Genomic DNA, 17,554 nt, shown 5'->3' with positions numbered 1-17,554 from the left:
ACCATGCTCGACAAGGTACTGATTGCCAACCGCGGTGAGATCGCCCTTCGCATCCTTCGCGCCTGCAAGGAATTGGGCATCAAGACGGTAGCGGTGCACTCCAAGGCCGACCGCGACCTGATGCACGTCCGCCTGGCGGATGAAGCCGTATGTATCGGCCCAGCCTCCTCTGCAAAATCCTATCTGCATATCCCGGCGCTGATCGCAGCGGCCGAGGTAACGGATGCCGACGCCATTCACCCGGGCTACGGCTTCCTGTCAGAAAACGCCAACTTCGCTGAGCAGGTTGAACGCTCCGGCTTCGCCTTCATTGGCCCGCGCCCTGAAACCATCCGCATGATGGGTGACAAGGTCGCCGCCATCGAGGCCATGAAGCTGGCTGGTGTCCCGACCGTGCCCGGCTCTGACGGCCCGCTGTCAGAAGACGAAGATGAGCTTTATGCCATCGCTGAGCGTATCGGCTATCCGGTGATCATCAAGGCTGCCGCTGGCGGCGGCGGTCGCGGCATGCGCGTCGTGCATTCCAAGGCCAGCCTGCTGTCCTCGGTCAGCATCACCATCGGCGAAGCAGCAGCTGCCTTTGGCGATGGCACGGTGTACATGGAGAAGTTCCTCCAGAACCCGCGCCACGTCGAAGTTCAGGTACTGGCCGATGGTCAGGGTAATGCTGTCCATCTGTATGACCGTGACTGCTCTCTGCAGCGCCGTCATCAGAAGGTACTGGAAGAAGCACCGGCTCCGCTGCTCGACGACGACGCCCGTGCCAAGGTGCTCAAGTCGTGCACCGATGCCTGTATCGAAATCAACTATCGTGGTGCAGGGACATTTGAGTTCCTGTACGAAGATGGTGGCTTCTACTTCATCGAGATGAACACCCGTGTTCAGGTGGAGCATCCGGTCACCGAGATGGTCACCGGTATCGATATCGTCAAGGAACAGCTACGTATTGCCTCCGGCCTGCCGCTTTCCGTGCGTCAGGAAGATATCAAGCTGCGTGGCCACTCCTTCGAGTGCCGCATCAATGCCGAGGACTCGCGCACCTTCATGCCGTCTCCGGGCAAGGTCGAGCTCTATCATGCGCCGGGCGGTCTGGGCGTACGCATGGACTCGCACCTGTACTCTGGCTATACCGTTCCGCCGCATTACGACTCCCTGATCGGCAAGCTGATCACCTGGGGCGAAAGCCGCGAGATCGCACTGACGCGTATGCGTGTTGCCCTCGATGAGCTACTGGTGGAAGGTATCAAGACCAACATTGATCTACACAAAGACCTGGTACGTGACACTGCCTTCCAGAAAGGTGGCATCAATATCCATTATCTGGAGAAGAAGCTGGGCCTCTAGCATGCCCTGCTTGATACCCGTAAGCGCCGCGTAGTGCAGTACGCTTGCGGGTAGACGACAGAAGGGTGGCCTCGGCCGCCCTTCTGTCGTCTGTACCCCACTCTTCTCCCACCGCTTTTCACAGGAGCCACCATGTCCTGGCTGCAACTCAAGTCCCGTATCGTCCCTGATCATGCTGAAATTCTCGAGCACCTGCTGCTTGAGGAAGGCGCCTGCGCCATCACTCTACAGGACGCCAAAGATCAGCCGTTGTTCGAGCCAGACCTCGGCAGCACGCCGCTGTGGAGCGAAACTGTCCTCACTGGTCTATGGGATGGCACCGAAGGTATCGAGGCCATGCGTGAACGTGTACGCGCCGGCTGGGCGATGTTGATGCCCCAGGAGCCCTGCCCCGAGATCGAGGTCGAGATCCTGGAAGACCGTGACTGGACTCGCGAGTGGATGGACGGCTTCGAGCCACTGCGCATGGGTCAGCGGCTCTGGATCGTCCCCAGCTGGCACGAAGCGCCCGAGCAGGATGCTGTCAATCTGATGCTTGATCCCGGCTTGGCATTTGGCACCGGCACTCATCCGACCACCGCGCTATGCCTGGAATGGCTCGACAGCTTGGCCGTGGATGGCACGTTGACCAACCATAACGTACTCGATTTCGGCTGCGGCTCCGGCATTCTGGCCATCGCGGCACTCAAGCTTGGCGCACGACAGGCGCTTGGCACCGACATTGATCCTCAGGCGCTGCAAGCCTCGCGTGACAATGCAGAGCGCAATGCCGTCAGCGATCAACTGACACTCTGCTATCCGGATCGCCTGCCGGAAGCCAACTATCAGATTGTGGTCGCCAACATCCTGGCCGGCCCGCTGGTCGAACTGGCTCCGCAGATCGCGGCCAACGTCGCACCGGGTGGTCTACTGGCGCTGTCAGGTATCCTGGCACCGCAAGCAGATGACGTTTTGGCAGCCTACCGTGAAGCCGGGCTGGTCATGGATACGCCAGTGGAACGTGATGGCTGGGTGCGGCTCAATGGTCAGCGCCCGCAAAAGGCCTGATTGCCCAGCACTCAATTGCCACGGGGAATACATCAGGATGAAATAGGTCTTCAAACCCCGCGGCGCTCTAGGTATCATGACGCCCCCGCGCCAGACCTCATGCTCATCAGACACGAGACTCATGACAGACACTTCTCCTCATACCGACCTGCCCTGCATCGGTATGCATCAGCTCCCCAATCGCGTGATTCTGGCCCCCATGGCTGGCGTCACCGACCGCCCGTTCCGGCAACGTTGCCGTGAGCTGGGCGCAGGACTGGTAGTGTCCGAAATGGTCACCAGTGACAAGCGTCTGTGGAATACGGTCAAGTCACGTACGCGCATGAATCATGCGGGTGAACCCGGCCCGCGTGCAGTGCAGATCGCCGGTGGCGATGCCGAAATGCTGGCCGAGGCCGCGATGCTCAATGCCGAGATGGGCGCCGAGATCATCGACATCAACATGGGTTGCCCGGCCAAGAAAGTCTGTAACAAGGCGGCAGGTTCAGCGTTGATGCGTGATGAGCGCCTCGTCGGCGAGATTCTCGACGCCGTGGTGCGCGCGGTGGATATCCCCGTGACACTGAAGATGCGCACCGGCTGGTGCGGCGATACGCGCAACGCGCTGATCATCGCCCGGATGGCCGAGAGTGCCGGTATTCAAGCGCTGTCCATCCACGGCCGCACGCGCCAGCAGAAATATACCGGCGACGCCGAATACGACACCATCGCCGCCGTCAAGGCAGCGGTATCAATCCCCGTGTTTGCCAACGGTGATATCGACAGCGGCGAGAAGGCGCGCCGTGTGCTTGACTATACGGGAGCGGACGCCGTGATGATCGGTCGTGCCGCACAGGGCAACCCCTGGATTTTCCGCGAGATCAATCACTATCTGGCGACTGGTCAGGTAGCCACCGGCCCGAGTGATGTGGAGCGCGCTCACGTGATGCGCACCCATCTCGAGGCCCTGTATGAATTCTACGGTGACTACATGGGCGTGCGTATTGCACGCAAACATGTGGGCTGGTATCTGGCGACCCGCAAGGATGGCAGTGAGCTCAAACGCCACTTCAATCCTCTCGAGGAACCAGATGATCAGCGCCAGTTCCTGACCCGCCTGTTCGGCGAGCCGGATGGCATCGCCCGCACCGAGACGCAAGGAAGTCACGCAGCATGACCAGCAGGCACCCCCTCTCACCGGACGACGAAAGCCAGGCCACTCTGATGACGCCGGTTCGGCACCATCAGACGCTGCGCGAAGCCGTCGAGCATTCCATGGCGCGCTACTTCGCCCATCTGGATGGCGAACAGGTTACCGACCTGCATGCCATGGTGATGGCCGAGGTCGAGGCGCCACTGCTGGAAGCGGTGATGGCCCACGCCCAGGGCAACCAGACCCGCGCCGCCGATATGCTGGGCCTTAATCGAGGCACGCTGCGCAAGAAGCTCAAGCAGTTTGATCTGATCTAATCTCACCCCGCCGGGGCACCCTTACAGGTGCCCCGGCGTCTTTTTGTTGATCCACGAGTGGAGCATCATGCAAGCCAAGCCCCAAGCCATCCGTCGCGCCCTCCTGAGTGTTTCCGACAAGACAGGCATTGTCGAATTCGCCCGTGCCCTCGACGCCCGCGGTGTCGCTCTGCTGTCCACCGGCGGCACCTTCCGCCTACTCAAGGACAACGGCCTCAATGTGACCGAAGTCTCCGAGCACACCGGCTTCCCGGAAATGATGGATGGCCGGGTCAAGACGCTGCATCCGAAGATCCACGGCGGCATTCTTGGTCGTCGCGGTCAGGACGATGCGGTAATGGCCGAACATGGCATCGACCCCATCGACATGGTCATCGTCAATCTGTACCCGTTCGCCGCCACCGTGGCCAACCCGGACTGCTCACTTGAGGACGCCATCGAGAACATCGACATCGGTGGCCCGACCATGGTGCGTTCCTGCGCCAAGAACCACGCCCACACCACCATCGTCGTCAACGCGGCAGACTATGACCGTGTGATCGCCGAGATGGATGCCAACGACAACGCCGTCAGCGATGGCGCGCGCTTTGACCTGGCCGTGGCTGCCTTCGAGCACACCGCTGCCTACGATGGCGCCATCGCCAACTGGCTGGGCCAGCGTGTCCAAGGGGGCAGCGAAGGCCTGCCGCGCCAGTACAACATCAGCCTGACCAAGAAGCAGGACATGCGTTACGGCGAGAACCCGCACCAGCAGGCCGCCTTCTACGTCGAAGACGATGCTCGTGAAGCCAGCGTTGCCACCGCTGTTCAGGTGCAGGGCAAGGCGCTGTCCTACAACAACGTCGCTGATACTGATGCTGCCTTCGAGTGCGTCAAAGCCTTCGAGGAGACGGCTTGCGTCATCGTCAAGCACGCCAATCCGTGCGGCGTTGCCATTGGAGAATCTGCATTGGCCGCTTATGAACGCGCCTACCAGACTGACCCGACCAGCGCCTTCGGCGGCATCATCGCCTTCAACGTGCCGCTGGATGCCGAGACTGCACAGGCCATCGTCTCGCGCCAGTTTGTTGAGGTAATCATCGCACCGGGCATCAGCGAAGACGCTGCCGCCATCATCGCGACCAAGGCCAATGTGCGCCTGCTCAACGTCGCTGATGCGTGGGAAGTCGAACGCGCTGGTGGCCATGACTTCAAGCGTGTCACCGGTGGCCTGCTGGTGCAGGATCGTGATCAAGGCATGGTTGGCCGTGATGAGCTCAAGGTCGTGACCGAACGCGCCCCGAGCGAGCAGGAACTCAACGACCTGACTTTCGCCTGGAAGGTCGCCAAGTTCGTCAAGTCCAACGCCATCGTCTACATCAAGGATGGCCAGACCATCGGGGTGGGCGCCGGCCAGATGAGCCGTGTCTACTCGGCCAAGATCGCGGGTATCAAGGCAGCCGATGAAGGGCTGGTCGTGCCGGGTTCCGTGATGGCATCCGATGCCTTCTTCCCGTTCCGCGACGGTATTGACGCCGCAGCGGCTGCCGGTATCACTGCCGTCATTCAGCCGGGTGGCTCCATGCGTGATCAGGAAGTCATCGATGCGGCCAACGAAGCTGGCATCGCCATGGTCTTCACCGGCATGCGTCACTTCCGTCACTGAGAATGTGACAACTGAACCGGTGTCGATTGGCCAGGTCACGATCGACACCGGTGACAGGCGAGAGCGCAGCCACTGTCGCTCACGCAAAAGCCCCCGCCAGCGACTCGCTGACGGGGGCTTTTTCATGCACATATGACAAGAACCGTGGTCATTCGACCGGTAGGTTAACCCAGCGCAGGAAGTTGTCACGCGCCACATTCCGTGCAGTCGTAGGCTCAAGCGCATCCAGAAACGGCGTGTAGCTCGCCAGAATCTCACCTACCGAGCCGAAGCGACCCACGACATCGCTACCAAGGACAAATCGCTCAGGGAAGCGTTCCACCAGCGTCACCCAACGCGGGCGCGGCTGGCCCTTCTCATCCAGCAGATAGGGCTCCAGCACTGACCAGGACAGATCGATATTCAGGTTGGGATAGGTTTCCAGCATGCGTTCGATCTCACCCCGCAGCCATGTCATGCGTCCCAGCCGCCGATTGAGTTCGGCACTGGTCCCTGCGTGCGCCCAGATGAAGGTCGTCTTGGGGTTGGCACGCACGGCACTCTCGAACTCCTCGAGATAGAGCCCCTCATGCCCTTCCCGCTTGCTGGTGACGTTGGAATGAATCATCACCGGCAGGCCTTTTTCAGCCGCCAGCGCGTAGACCTTCATCAAGGCAGGATGGTTGGCACGCGGTGTCTCGCCTTCGGTCAGGCGGGTCAGGTCATCATGGCGCGTGAAGACTTCACCGATACCCTTCCAGAAACCGGGATAAATTGCCATCAGCTGGCGAATCTCATCCGCGGCGTTCAGGTCGGTGGGATTGAAGCCCGTGATGAAGGGCGAGAACCGCGCTTGCACCGGCTTAGGGGCACGGGTCAGCGCTTCGGCCAGAATGTAATCGGTGCCCGAATACCAGTAGACCGGCGCATCATCGCCCATGTAGTAACGCGGCTTCTTGGGGGCATCTTGCTGCCACTTCTTGGCCACTCCGATACCAGTTATCAAGGCGTGGTCGACGTGGCCCGCATCCATCGCATCCAATAGCTTGCCCAGACCATCGCTCTGCTGGAAGAAATCGACGAAGTGGAGGTGCGCATCACTGTAATGATAACGGCGGGAACCCCCTTCTTCAGCAGCATGGGCCATGTTGATCATCAAGCTGGTGGCAATCGCCAAAGTACCCATCATCAACGACCGCGAAAAACCGCGAGTGCGTACCAGATGCGCTGGTGAATCAGTGAATAGTGACATGAATGGCTCCGGTAGGCAGGGCACACGATTCTGCGATGCCCACCGGCCATTGTGCAAGCTCGCTCAGCTCGCCAGTACGGCTCCGCTCTCGATCTGCTGACGACGGGCAGTCAGTCGATTCCAGACTTTCTCGTGGAAGAAGAATGCTACGGTATTGACAGCCGGTTCGACGATAGCGACCAGCCCCCCCACCACGATATCGCCAGTCAACAGGTAGGTTACGCCGAAAGCGATAGTGAAGTGCATGCTGGCAAAGGTCAGTGTCTTGGTCATGTCGGCAGCCCTCCGGGCTATCAATCGCCTGCAAAACGATGCAAAGCGAATAAGCGGGAGACAACGCTGGGACCTGCTGCCTCGATGGAATGAATGATAGTGAGTCTCATCTGCATTATGAAATCACTTTCCTCTACGCTACCGATAAGTCTTGGCTATCGTCCTTCTCGGCGCCTGCTTTGATCCACGCGCGCCAGTCGAGAGCAGATCCGCTAGAATGCTCTGCCAGCCAGCCCTATCTGACTGACACTTCATTTCCCTTCCTGTTTCTGCAAGGTCGCCATGACGCCGCAACTTGACTCCGCCACCCTCCAGTCGCTTCTCGAACGCCTGACAGAAGATGCCTCTCGCTGCTTCAATGAAGGCAAGGTGGCCGACTATATTCCGGCGCTAGCGAAGGTCGATCCGGATCAGTTCGGTATCGCCGTGTGCCATGTCGATGGCAGCGTTCAGTACGCGGGGAACGCTCATACACGCTTCTCGATACAATCCATCTCCAAGGTGCATGCGCTAGTACTGGCAATGCAACGGTTGGATTCTGATGACATTTGGACCCGCGTAGGTCGTGAACCTTCCGGTCAAGCCTTCAACTCCATGATGCAGCTGGAGGTGGAGAATGGCATACCACGAAATCCCTTCATAAACGCCGGTGCGCTAGTGATTACCGACCTGCTGGTATCACGTATTGTCTCGATCCAGAATACGCTGCGCGAACAGCTCAGGCGGCTCTCCGGCAGTGATGACATCGGCTTTGATGAGAAGGTGGCTCGCTCCGAGATGGACCACAAGGCGCGCAACGCCTCACTGGCCTATCTGATGCAGGCTTACGGCAATGTCCACGCCAATGTGGATGATGTGCTGGATACCTACTTTCACAGTTGCTCAGTGGCGATGGATTGCGTTGAGCTAGCGCGCAGTTTCGCCTTTCTGGCCAACCGTGGCGTCAATCCACTGGATGGTCAGCAGGTCGTCTCGCCATTGGAGGCCCGCCAGCTCAATGCACTACTGCTGACATGTGGGCTATATGATGCTGCGGGAGACTTTGCCTGGCGGGTCGGCCTGCCAGGCAAGAGCGGTGTCGGCGGCGGTATCATCGCCATCCTGCCGGGACAGATGAGTATCTGCGTATGGTCGCCACGACTGGATGGCTATGGCAATTCAATTGCCGGGCGTCATGCTCTGGAAGGGCTAGTGACGGGGATGGGGCTCTCTCCTCTTGGCTGAGCACCAGGTGATAGAACACAAAAGACAGACACAAAAAGGGCGAGTCGCGTCCGCCACGCGTCTCGCCCTGTCTTCAATCCTTGAAGACTATCACCACAGGTCCCACCGTCTTACTGTAGTTTACTTAAGCATATTCACAAGTAAGCGAATGCCGACAAGCTCATCAAGAGATTACCGTCACTGATCAGTAAAAGTGCTGATTTGTCATCTCAGCCTCGAGATTGGCGATGCACTAGAGAGCACCTGTCGACAGAACCTCTCCCAATCGTTGATCATTCATTGAGAAAAAAGCACCCGCACGAGTCTCCTCGAACGGGTGCTTTGCTTGCGACACTGCCTTGCTGGTACCACCGATCACTCTGTCAGTGATGGCTCTCACTCAACCAACACAGGTGTATCAGGTCAACGACAGGCAGAGATACTTGGTTTCCATATACTCTTCAAGGCCGTATTTTGAGCCCTCGCGACCCAGCCCCGATGCCTTGGTACCACCAAAGGGCGCTGCAGCATTCGAGATCAAGCCGGTATTGATACCGACCATGCCGTAGTCGAGACCTTCCGAGACGCGCCACACACGCTTCAGGTCGCTGCTATAGAAATAACTGGCCAGACCAAACTCGGTGTCATTGGCCATCTCGATGGCTTCTTCCTCACTCTCGAAGGGGAAGATGGCCGCCAGTGGACCGAAAGTCTCTTCCCGGGCCACCTTCATCTCCGGCGTCACCTGAGTGATTAGCGTCGGCGTGAAGTAGCTCCCCCCCAGCGGATGCGGGTGTCCACCCAGCAGCAACTCAGCGCCCTTATCAAGGGCATCACGCACGTGTTCGGTGACCTTCTCGACAGCATCATTGTCGATCAGCGGGCCGATCTTGACGCCTTCATCAAGCCCATTGCCGATCGTTAGCTCAGCATTCATCGCTGCCGCCAGCTTTTCGCTGAAAGCATTCACGACGCTGGACTGAACGAGGAAACGGTTGGTACACACACAAGTCTGACCGGCGTTTCTGAACTTGGCGGCCATCGCGCCTTCAACTGCAGCATCGAGATCAGCATCCTCGAATACCAGGAAGGGAGCATTGCCACCCAGTTCCAGCGAAATCTTCTGAATGTGCTGTGAAGCATTGGCCATCAAGCCGCGACCCACTTCGGTGGAGCCGGTGAAGGTCACCTTGCGCACGATGCTGGAGTCCGTCATGGCGGCAGCGATGTCTTTCGCGGAGCCTGGCACGACGTTGAACACTCCACGCGGTACCCCTGCACGCTCAGCCAGTACTGCCAATGCCAGGGCGGAGAACGGCGTCTGACTGGCCGGCTTGACGACAATGGGGCAACCCGCTGCTAGCGCGGCACCTGCCTTGCGCGTGATCATTGAACACGGGAAGTTCCACGGCGTAATCGCAGCCACTACTCCAACGGGTTGCTTGAGCACAATGATGCGTTGATCACGCTTGGCGGCGGGAATGGTGTCACCGTAAATACGCTGACCTTCTTCAGCAAACCAGCGCAGGAAGCTGGCAGCATACTGAATTTCGCCTGCGGCCTCAGCCAGCGGCTTGCCCTGCTCCAGCGTCATGATGCGCGCAAGGTCATCCTTGTGCTCGAGCATCAACGCATACCACTTCATCAGGATATCGGCACGCTCAAGTGCAGGCGTGTCTTTCCAATCAGTAAAGGAGCGCTGGGCAGCCTCGATCGCACGCTCTGTCTCGGCATAGCCCAAGCGGGGTACACGGCCAATGATCTCACCGGTAGCGGGGTTATTGACCTCTATCTGCTCGCCAGAATCAGCGGCTACCCAGCCGCCGTCGATGTAAGCAAAGGGGCGAAACAGACTAGTATCGTTAAGATGTTCCATGGTGGACTCCCGAGACATGCGTGCAGGTCGGACCGAGACATCAGTAGCATCAAACACGTAAAGCGCTAAGTGATAGAACACTCAAGGATTTCAGGCGCTACCGATACGCTCGAACCTCAGATGCTACTGATAAGTGCTACGGATAAGGCTAGCCTAATGAGTGGGGGCATCACACAACAACCACAACCCTGCCAAGGTTATCAGCAACAGGACAGTCAGTGCTCCTGCCAACCATGGCGAGCCAAGACGAGAGAGGGAACGAACGAAAGTGGAGGTGCTTGACTCCGTATGTGAGGCAGAGGGGAGCGACTCAACGGGTATTTTCCTGCGCGCCTTCTGCTGTTTGACCCGCGCATTGAAGACCTGCATCGCTCGCCCGTCTCGCAGTTCAAAGTCGACGGACAGGCCGCTGCCCGGCAAACCACGCCCACGCCAACCGACTAGATCGAACACATGTTCTGCGCCCTTCTCGTCCACGATAATGCCTTCCTGGCGATCATCATCGAAGGTCTTGATTTCACCGATCACGTGACGACTCCTGATATTCGATACTGGTATTCAAACAAGTATTCGAGAGACAGTTTTTCAATTTCGAAACACCGGATAGACGTCAGACGCGTACCTCACGGCTGTCGGACAACGTGATGGAGACTGAATCGGAGAAGCGCAGCGCGTGCGGTTTATCTACCTCGACCTGTGCCGTCAGTACCTGCTCATGCCCCATCACGATATCGAGCACTTCGCGTGTCATGCGTTCTAGCAACGCGAAGCGGCCGTCCTCGACATGCGCGATCAGTTGCTTGGTGATGGTGCGGTAGTTGAGCGCTTCACTGATGTGATTGAACTGCACCGCACGCGCGGCGCGGTAGCGAATCACGACATTGATGACGACATCCTGACGATTCTGGATCTCGTCTTCATTGATACCGATATAAGTACGCAGCCGCAGGTTCTTGATGCGGATGGTGGCAAGGTCATGATCGAGATGTTCATCGTGCAGGGCATGCATCGGCATCGACTGGGACTCCTATCAGGGAAGGCGCACATATATCGACGGCTCTCGATGGCGCCCTCACACGATAACGCCGCCGAAGGCAGCGGCGTCGTGATACTCACATCAGCTGATCAGCGTCAAAAACTCCTGACGAGTCGGCTGATTTTCGCGGAAAGCACCCAGCATTACGGACGTCTTCATGCTGGAATTCTGCTTTTCGACACCACGCATCATCATGCACATATGACGTGCCTCGACGACAACCGCTACGCCACGCGCGCCAGTCACCTGCTGGACAGCTTCGGCAATCTGTTTCGTCAGATTTTCCTGAATCTGCATCCGACGTGAGTACATATCGACGATACGTGCAAACTTGGATAACCCCAGCACCTTGCCCTCAGGCAAATAGGCGATGTGGCACTTGCCAATGAAAGGCAATAGATGATGTTCGCACATCGAGTAAAGCTCGATGTCCTTGACCAGTACCATCTCATCAGTATCGGAGGTAAAGACGGCGCCGTTGACGATCTCCTCCAGCGACTGATGATAGCCATGCGTCAGGAACTGCATGGCCTTGGCAGCCCGTTTCGGGGTGTCCAGCAAGCCTTCACGCTGCGGATCTTCACCTAACGCGGTGATGATCTGGCGGTAGTGGTTGGCAATCTCTTCGGTCATCCGTCTGCCTATGATATCGGTCAGGGGCGCACGTGAGCACGCATAGCAGGGGTAAAGCACATAAGCTATACAATAGTTAACAACTAAACAAATCTGTATAACTATGCGTTCAATGTCAGGGGCAGATTCTACCTCAGGGATGCCGTCAGCGCAGGCCTGATCACACTCCAGATTGGCTATTCACCGCTTGATCCACTCAATATCCATCAGCATCCCCCGCGATATCCTCTTCTCAATGACGACATCACCCCCACCGGAAACCGATGAGGGTGACATTTCGCTCTGGCAGACTATCCAAGCGCGATCCCCATTGGAGGATCAATCTCGTCAAGCCAGCCAGCGTGGCGTATCCAGCGCGACGCGTTGTTGCTCAAGGCTACGGATGTGATCGTCCCAGTACCCCAGGCTCGCGACATGCGAGAAGGCCTGCGGAAAGGCGGGGTCTGCCCAGCGCCGCACGACCCAGGCACTATGTCGCACCATGCGTAATGTACGTAGAGCCTCGATCCATTGGAGCTCACTTCGGTCAAATTCGCAGTGCTGCTCATAACCTTCCAATACTTCGGAAAGCTGCATGTGCAGCTCAGGATCACTGCTACCCGTCAGCAGCATCCAGAGATCCTGAACTGCCGGAGCGCTCAGGCAATCATCGAAATCCACCAGCGCGAAGTGCTCGTCACGCCCGAGCATATTGCCGATATGGCAATCGCCGTGTGTACGAATCAGGGCGCTTGCTGGCCAGTTACGCTCGGCGATCAGCGGATGCAATGCATCTATCACACGCGTGTAGCTGTCGCGCTGACGCTCGCTTAGCCAGTCAGAGGCCAGCACGCTCTCGCGGCTTTCATCGAGAATACGGGCAGGAGACAGTGTTTCACGTGCCTGGAACTGACTCTTGCGCCCAATGGCATGTACCTGGCCAATCAGCTCACCCAAGTGAAACAGATGCTCTGCTGATTCCAGTTCTGGTGCACGCCCCACGACATGAGGAAACAGCGCGAAATCAAACCCTTCGTATTGATGGAGGGTTTCGCCCTCCGCATTCGCCCAGGCGGGAGCCCCGGGCACACCCGCATCCTCAAGCTCAGCCAGAAAGGCATGCTCTTCGAGAATCTGTGCACGGCTCCAGCGCTCAGGACGATAAAACTTGGCCACCCAGCGTCGACGATCGTCATCGGCCAGATGGTAGACACGATTCTCGTAGCTGTTGAGCGCAAAAGGCTCACCAGGCAACCAGAATCCTAATGACTCGACAGCAGCGACCACACGATCAGGTGCCAGTGCATCAAAAGGGTGGAAACGCTTGTCCACCGGGCCATCCTGAGCGGTTGATGTCGGCCAGGCATTACCATTGGATAGCGCATCAATATCACTCGAGGTGCCGGAAGATTGCGAGGTAGCAGGTGAAACAGGATCAATAGGCATGGCAATTCCTCGGGCATGGACCAGCAAACGGCTGCCGGACCCTGCATGCTATGAGATTAGACCCTCTCACCGCCAGTCTTCTCCCTGATTGATCACCAAGTCGGGTGCAATACGAGAAAAAACGTTAACTCCGTAGTGCCGCGACGGCTGTCGATAGCGGCGTACGGGCCAATACACAGGCTACTACCTCCCGGGCACCGGCCTGACGACATGCCAGGGCCAGGCTATCAAGCGTCGCACCACTGGTCATCACGTCATCAATCAGCATGACGCTGTCGGGCAAGGGGCCGATGATGTCATAACGCCCCCGCTGCGCGCTTAGACGTCCGCGTCGCCCGCGCAGCCGCTGATCATCATGAGAGCAGTCATCGTTTCTCAGTCTTGCGACTGTCTTCTGCTGATGCTTGCGCACCTTTCCCCCCAACCCTTTGCATAGTCCCGCCAGCGGATCATGTCCCCGCAATCGCTGCCGCCGCTTGTCTGCCGGTACCAGAATCACTGACGCGTCGGAACGCGACGACAACCATGCCTCACACAGAGGTGTCAGTTCACGTTGCATCAGCTGTCCCAGCAATCTACCTGCACGTCGCTGATGTTGGTCCTTGTAGCGCTGAAACAATCCTGCCACCACCCCTTCATAGCGCAACGGCGCAAAAGTGTGCTGAAAGGCGGGTGGTGCGAGAAGGCAACGTGCACAGGGCGACATACTCAGCGCCGCAGAGGCCATGGGCTCAGCACAGCACGGGCAGGCATGACGATTGCGGACAATCATCGTATCGCAGTCGGCACACCAGTCACTGTGGCTCACGATCGCAGACGAACGCACATCGCTCGAGAGCTGGCTTCCCTCCATGATATCGACCGTCTGCTGGCGCGAGCAAAAGGCACACGGCCGTGACAGCCGCCACTGGTCAACTTTTAAATATCTTAACGTTGACAGGATTCGCCAAAACTCTATCATTTCAGTCAACCTTTGATAACAAGGAACGTTGACCTCTTGATCAATGTACAGGACCGATCAAGAGATCTGCGCTGCCCTCGCCCTGCCTGAAGAAGGATCTCTATCTCATGACCGTAGAAGCCTCACGCGTGAACACGCAAGCTGCGAATACAGCAGCCGTCACAGCAGCCCGTACCTTTACCAGTACAGATGCTGATGTACCGGTGCGCCACGACTGGGGCGTCGCAGAGATAGAGGCGCTACTTGCCTTGCCCTTCAATGACCTGCTGTTCCGTGCACAACAAGTACATCGTCAATATTTCGACGTAAATGCCGTACAGATATCCACCCTGCTCTCCATCAAGACCGGCGCCTGCCCCGAAGATTGCAAGTACTGCCCACAGTCTGGTCACTACAACACTGGGTTAGGTAAAGAAAAACTGATGGAGATTCAGAAGGTGGTCGAACAGGCGCAGGCAGCCAAGGATGCCGGCGCTAGCCGCTTCTGCATGGGTGCAGCCTGGAAGAGCCCACGCGAACGTGATCTGGCAGTCGTTACCGAGATGGTGCGTCAGGTGAAAGCACTGGGGCTGGAAACCTGTATGACGCTAGGCATGGTCGACACTCAGCAGGCCAGGAAGCTGGCCGATGCCGGTCTTGACTACTACAACCACAACCTGGATACCTCGCCGGAATATTATGGTGAGATCATCACGACGCGCAGTTATAGCGAACGTCTCGATACACTGGCGAGTGTACGTGAGGCGGGAATGAAGGTGTGCTCTGGTGGCATTCTTGGCATGGGCGAGACTACCACCGACCGCGCAGGCCTATTACGTCAGCTAGCCAACCTGCAACCGCAACCGGAATCCGTGCCCATCAACATGTTGGTCAAAGTCGCGGGTACGCCACTGGAAAATGTGGAAGACCTCGATCCGATCGAGTTCATTCGTGCCATCGCCGTGGCGCGCATCATGATGCCAAAGAGCCATGTACGCCTCTCTGCCGGCCGTGAACAGATGGATGACTCTACTCAAGCACTGGCCTTCCTCGCCGGTGCCAATTCCATCTTCTACGGTGAGCGCCTGCTGACGACAGGTAACCCACAGGCCAATCGTGACCGCGAGCTGTTCAATCGTCTCGGCCTGCACCCTGAAAAGCGCGACGAAGTGGCCAGTGACGAGGTGCGTGAAGCCGCACTCAAGGCCGCCATGGAAGCGCAAGCCCGCACAAACGTGGAAGGCAGTCTGTTCTATGACGCCACGCAGGAAGCGACTCCAGCCTCGGGCAATGGACATGCTCGCGAACGTAAACCATGCGGCATGGTGGTCTGAACCATCGTGGACGCCATTGATTCAGCCCAGAGTGAACACTCAGAGGCAAGTTTCGCGCACCTGGATAGCCTGCTCGCTACTCGCAGGCAGACTGACCGTTATCGTCAGCGCCTGACACTCGACTCGGCCCAGGGCGTGCACATCAGGCTCGTCACTGCCGATGACAGTACGTCAGAGTTGCTCAATTTCGCAGCCAACGACTATCTCGGCCTTGCGGCGCATCCCGCATTAATTGAAGCAGCGTGCGCGGCGGCTCGTGAGTACGGTGTCGGCAGTGGTAGCGCGCACCTGGTGAATGGTCATCAGCGGTCACATCACGCACTTGAGCACCGACTGGCCACTCTCACTGGCCGACCACGCGCGCTACTGTTCTCCACCGGCTTCATGGCCAACCTTGGCGTCATCGATGCCTTGGCCAGCGCTTCCCGAGCGGCTGGGCGCACGCTTGATCTATTCCATGACCGCCTCAATCACGCCAGCCTGCTGGACGGTGCACGACTGGCGTCATCGAACACGACCTCGGTGAGTTCACGGCGCTATCATCATCGTGACCTTGCCGATCTCGAACGCCAGCTAGAACGCTCACGCGCTGATGACCGGCTGGTGATCAGCGATGGCGTCTTCAGCATGGATGGCGACTGTGCCGATATTCAGCGTCTAAGCGCATTGTGCCAACGACACGATGCCTGGCTGATGATCGATGATGCTCATGGCATCGGCGTGCTGGGAGAACAGGGCGAGGGGCTAGTCAGTCGTGAGACCTCGTTGGCGGAGGTTCCGATAGTAGTCGGTACGCTGGGCAAGGCTCTCGGTAGCGCTGGTGCTTTCGTGGCAGGCAGCGAGACGCTGATCGAAAGCCTGATTCAATTGGCCCGACCCTATATCTACACTACGGCACAACCACCGCATGTTGCGGCTGCCACTCTGGCAGCACTCGACATCGTCGAGCGTGAGCCCGAACGGCGCGCGCACTTGCAGGCACGTGTCCAGCAGTTTCGCAAAGGCTGTCAACGCCTGTTCACAGGGAGAGAGCTATCCCTGGGACTCACCGGAGATACCTCTGCCGGTATAGACATTATCGATAGCCCACTCACACCGATTCAACCGCTGTTATTGGGGAGTGAGGCGCGCGCACTGGCATGGAGCGGAGCACTCAGATCGCGCGGCATCCTGGTATCCGCCATTCGGCCACCAACGGTACCGCCAGGCACGTCACGTCTACGCTGTACTTTCTCGGCATCTCACCAAGTAGAAGATGTCGATAGGCTACTGGAAGCGCTTGCCGAGATACTTGCACAAGAACAGCAATCAGCGGGAGAGACGTCATGTCCGCGATGACACGCCTGGTGCTGTTCAGTGGCTGGGGAGTCGATGCTCGCGTTTGGCAGCCGCTGATCTCGAGCCTCACTTCTCTCCTTGATGCTCACGCTTCGCCACTGCCTCACGGCCATTCACTCGAGATTCTGACGCCAGATTGGCCGCACCCAGCATCCAGAACCAATACAGCTCTGCTGTCAGAATTGGGAGGCGCACATAGCCTGTGGCTAGGATGGTCACTGGGTGCTCTGCGCGCCGAAGCACTCACAGTTTCGCTGACAGCAGAGCAAAAACCTGGTGCGAGAATCTCATTGGCGATGGGCCCGCACTTCGTGCAGTCATCACCATCAGACATACAGACGACATTTCCGGCTCTCCCAGCCGATACGCTGACGACCTTCGCCAATGCCTTCACTCGCTCGCCCGAGGCCAGCTGGCAACATTTTCTTCGCTGGCAGGCAAGTGGCGAGACCGATGCCCCTGGTTGCCTGAAGCAATTACGCGCACTGATCGGCACACAGACGAGTCACTCGCCAAAGGTGTTGTCAGCAGGACTGGCTGAACTCGCCAGCCGGACCATGGCGCTTTCACAGCAGGAGGAATTCTGGCTGGGCAAGCATGATCCACTGCTAGCGCCTGGCTTGACCGCGGTATTACGCGAGCAGGGCCATCATGTGACAGAGTTTGATGGTGGCCACTGCCTACCCGTGAGCCATCATGAGGCGATAGCAGAAGCACTGCTGAAGCGAATGGCAGCTGGCGGCAATCAGAGTGGTACCGGCAAGAATGGGAGCCACTGAC

At 58.2% G+C, this 17,554-nt stretch carries 17 protein-coding genes; 9 read left to right on the top strand and 8 right to left on the bottom strand.

The features are described 5' to 3' along the window. Nucleotides 1-3 precede the first annotated feature (3 nt). From accC to purH, 5 genes are all read left to right on the top strand, one after another. A complete protein-coding gene (gene accC / locus GQR90_RS03995) occupies nt 4-1,344 on the top strand; it encodes an acetyl-CoA carboxylase biotin carboxylase subunit (RefSeq protein ID WP_158772982.1) in 1,341 nt (446 codons plus the stop codon). A gap of 132 nt (nt 1,345-1,476) precedes the next feature. Continuing rightward, entirely contained in the window at nt 1,477-2,391 is a 915-nt protein-coding gene (gene prmA, locus GQR90_RS03990; RefSeq protein ID WP_158772981.1) for a 50S ribosomal protein L11 methyltransferase, read from the top strand. Nucleotides 2,392-2,512: 121 nt separating this feature from the next. Next, nucleotides 2,513-3,547, top strand: a complete 1,035-nt coding sequence (gene dusB, locus GQR90_RS03985) for a tRNA dihydrouridine synthase DusB (RefSeq protein ID WP_158772980.1) — start codon at nt 2,513-2,515, stop codon at nt 3,545-3,547. Continuing rightward, nucleotides 3,544-3,840: a DNA-binding transcriptional regulator Fis gene (gene fis / locus GQR90_RS03980; protein ID WP_024950777.1), complete on the top strand. Its 297-nt coding sequence runs from the start codon at nt 3,544-3,546 to the stop codon at nt 3,838-3,840. The genes dusB and fis overlap by 4 nt, the downstream gene beginning before the upstream one ends. Before the next feature lie 67 nt (nt 3,841-3,907). Further along, nucleotides 3,908-5,485: a bifunctional phosphoribosylaminoimidazolecarboxamide formyltransferase/IMP cyclohydrolase gene (gene purH / locus GQR90_RS03975; protein WP_158772979.1), complete on the top strand. Its 1,578-nt coding sequence runs from the start codon at nt 3,908-3,910 to the stop codon at nt 5,483-5,485. Between the two features lie 148 nt (nt 5,486-5,633). On the opposite strand, the gene GQR90_RS03970 is transcribed toward purH, so the two are convergent. After that, the gene (locus GQR90_RS03970) at nt 5,634-6,716 is read right to left on the bottom strand and encodes an amidohydrolase family protein (protein ID WP_233266421.1); all 1,083 of its coding nucleotides are present in this window, start codon (nt 6,714-6,716) and stop codon (nt 5,634-5,636) included. 63 nt (nt 6,717-6,779) lie between these two features. Then, complete coding sequence (locus tag GQR90_RS03965) at nt 6,780-6,989, bottom strand: DUF2061 domain-containing protein (protein ID WP_158772978.1); 210 nt, start codon at nt 6,987-6,989, stop codon at nt 6,780-6,782. A 282-nt stretch (nt 6,990-7,271) separates the two neighbouring features. Between GQR90_RS03965 and glsB the strand changes: the two genes are divergently transcribed. Next, nucleotides 7,272-8,213 carry a glutaminase B gene (gene glsB / locus GQR90_RS03960; protein ID WP_158772977.1) on the top strand — a complete coding sequence of 314 codons (942 nt, stop codon included), beginning with the start codon at nt 7,272-7,274 and terminating at the stop codon, nt 8,211-8,213. 397 nt (nt 8,214-8,610) lie between these two features. On the opposite strand, the gene GQR90_RS03955 is transcribed toward glsB, so the two are convergent. The 6 genes from GQR90_RS03955 to GQR90_RS03930 form a co-directional block, all read right to left on the bottom strand. Next, complete coding sequence (locus GQR90_RS03955) at nt 8,611-10,068, bottom strand: NAD-dependent succinate-semialdehyde dehydrogenase (protein ID WP_158772976.1); 1,458 nt, start codon at nt 10,066-10,068, stop codon at nt 8,611-8,613. A 153-nt stretch (nt 10,069-10,221) separates the two neighbouring features. Further along, entirely contained in the window at nt 10,222-10,596 is a 375-nt protein-coding gene (locus GQR90_RS03950; protein WP_158772975.1) for a hypothetical protein, read from the bottom strand. Nucleotides 10,597-10,678: 82 nt separating this feature from the next. Then, the gene (gene folX, locus GQR90_RS03945; protein ID WP_158772974.1) at nt 10,679-11,083 is read right to left on the bottom strand and encodes a dihydroneopterin triphosphate 2'-epimerase; all 405 of its coding nucleotides are present in this window, start codon (nt 11,081-11,083) and stop codon (nt 10,679-10,681) included. A 102-nt stretch (nt 11,084-11,185) separates the two neighbouring features. Next, nucleotides 11,186-11,737, bottom strand: coding sequence for a GTP cyclohydrolase I FolE (gene folE / locus GQR90_RS03940; protein WP_158772973.1), 552 nt, complete (start codon nt 11,735-11,737; stop codon nt 11,186-11,188). A 327-nt stretch (nt 11,738-12,064) separates the two neighbouring features. Beyond that, entirely contained in the window at nt 12,065-13,048 is a 984-nt protein-coding gene (locus GQR90_RS03935) for a serine/threonine protein kinase (protein ID WP_442778546.1), read from the bottom strand. Nucleotides 13,049-13,286: 238 nt separating this feature from the next. Next, nucleotides 13,287-13,790 carry a ComF family protein gene (locus GQR90_RS03930; protein ID WP_158772971.1) on the bottom strand — a complete coding sequence of 168 codons (504 nt, stop codon included), beginning with the start codon at nt 13,788-13,790 and terminating at the stop codon, nt 13,287-13,289. Between the two features lie 440 nt (nt 13,791-14,230). Here GQR90_RS03930 and bioB point away from each other — a divergent pair, with 440 nt between their 5' ends. Genes bioB through GQR90_RS03915 form a run of 3 tightly spaced genes read left to right on the top strand, consistent with a single transcriptional unit; the run spans nt 14,231 to nt 17,553 of the window. After that, on the top strand, nt 14,231-15,436 hold the full coding sequence (gene bioB, locus GQR90_RS03925) for a biotin synthase BioB (protein ID WP_158772970.1): 1,206 nt from the start codon (nt 14,231-14,233) through the stop codon (nt 15,434-15,436). A 6-nt stretch (nt 15,437-15,442) separates the two neighbouring features. Next, complete coding sequence (bioF, locus tag GQR90_RS03920; RefSeq protein ID WP_267902043.1) at nt 15,443-16,774, top strand: 8-amino-7-oxononanoate synthase; 1,332 nt, start codon at nt 15,443-15,445, stop codon at nt 16,772-16,774. Further along, on the top strand, nt 16,762-17,553 hold the full coding sequence (locus tag GQR90_RS03915; protein ID WP_158772969.1) for an alpha/beta fold hydrolase: 792 nt from the start codon (nt 16,762-16,764) through the stop codon (nt 17,551-17,553). The genes bioF and GQR90_RS03915 overlap by 13 nt, the downstream gene beginning before the upstream one ends. Nucleotide 17,554 lies beyond the last annotated feature (1 nt).

This window comes from Cobetia sp. L2A1 (genome assembly GCF_009796845.1).
In the GTDB taxonomy this organism is placed as follows: Bacteria; Pseudomonadota; Gammaproteobacteria; order Pseudomonadales; family Halomonadaceae; genus Cobetia.
This window is presented reverse-complemented; position numbering and strand designations above follow the sequence as displayed.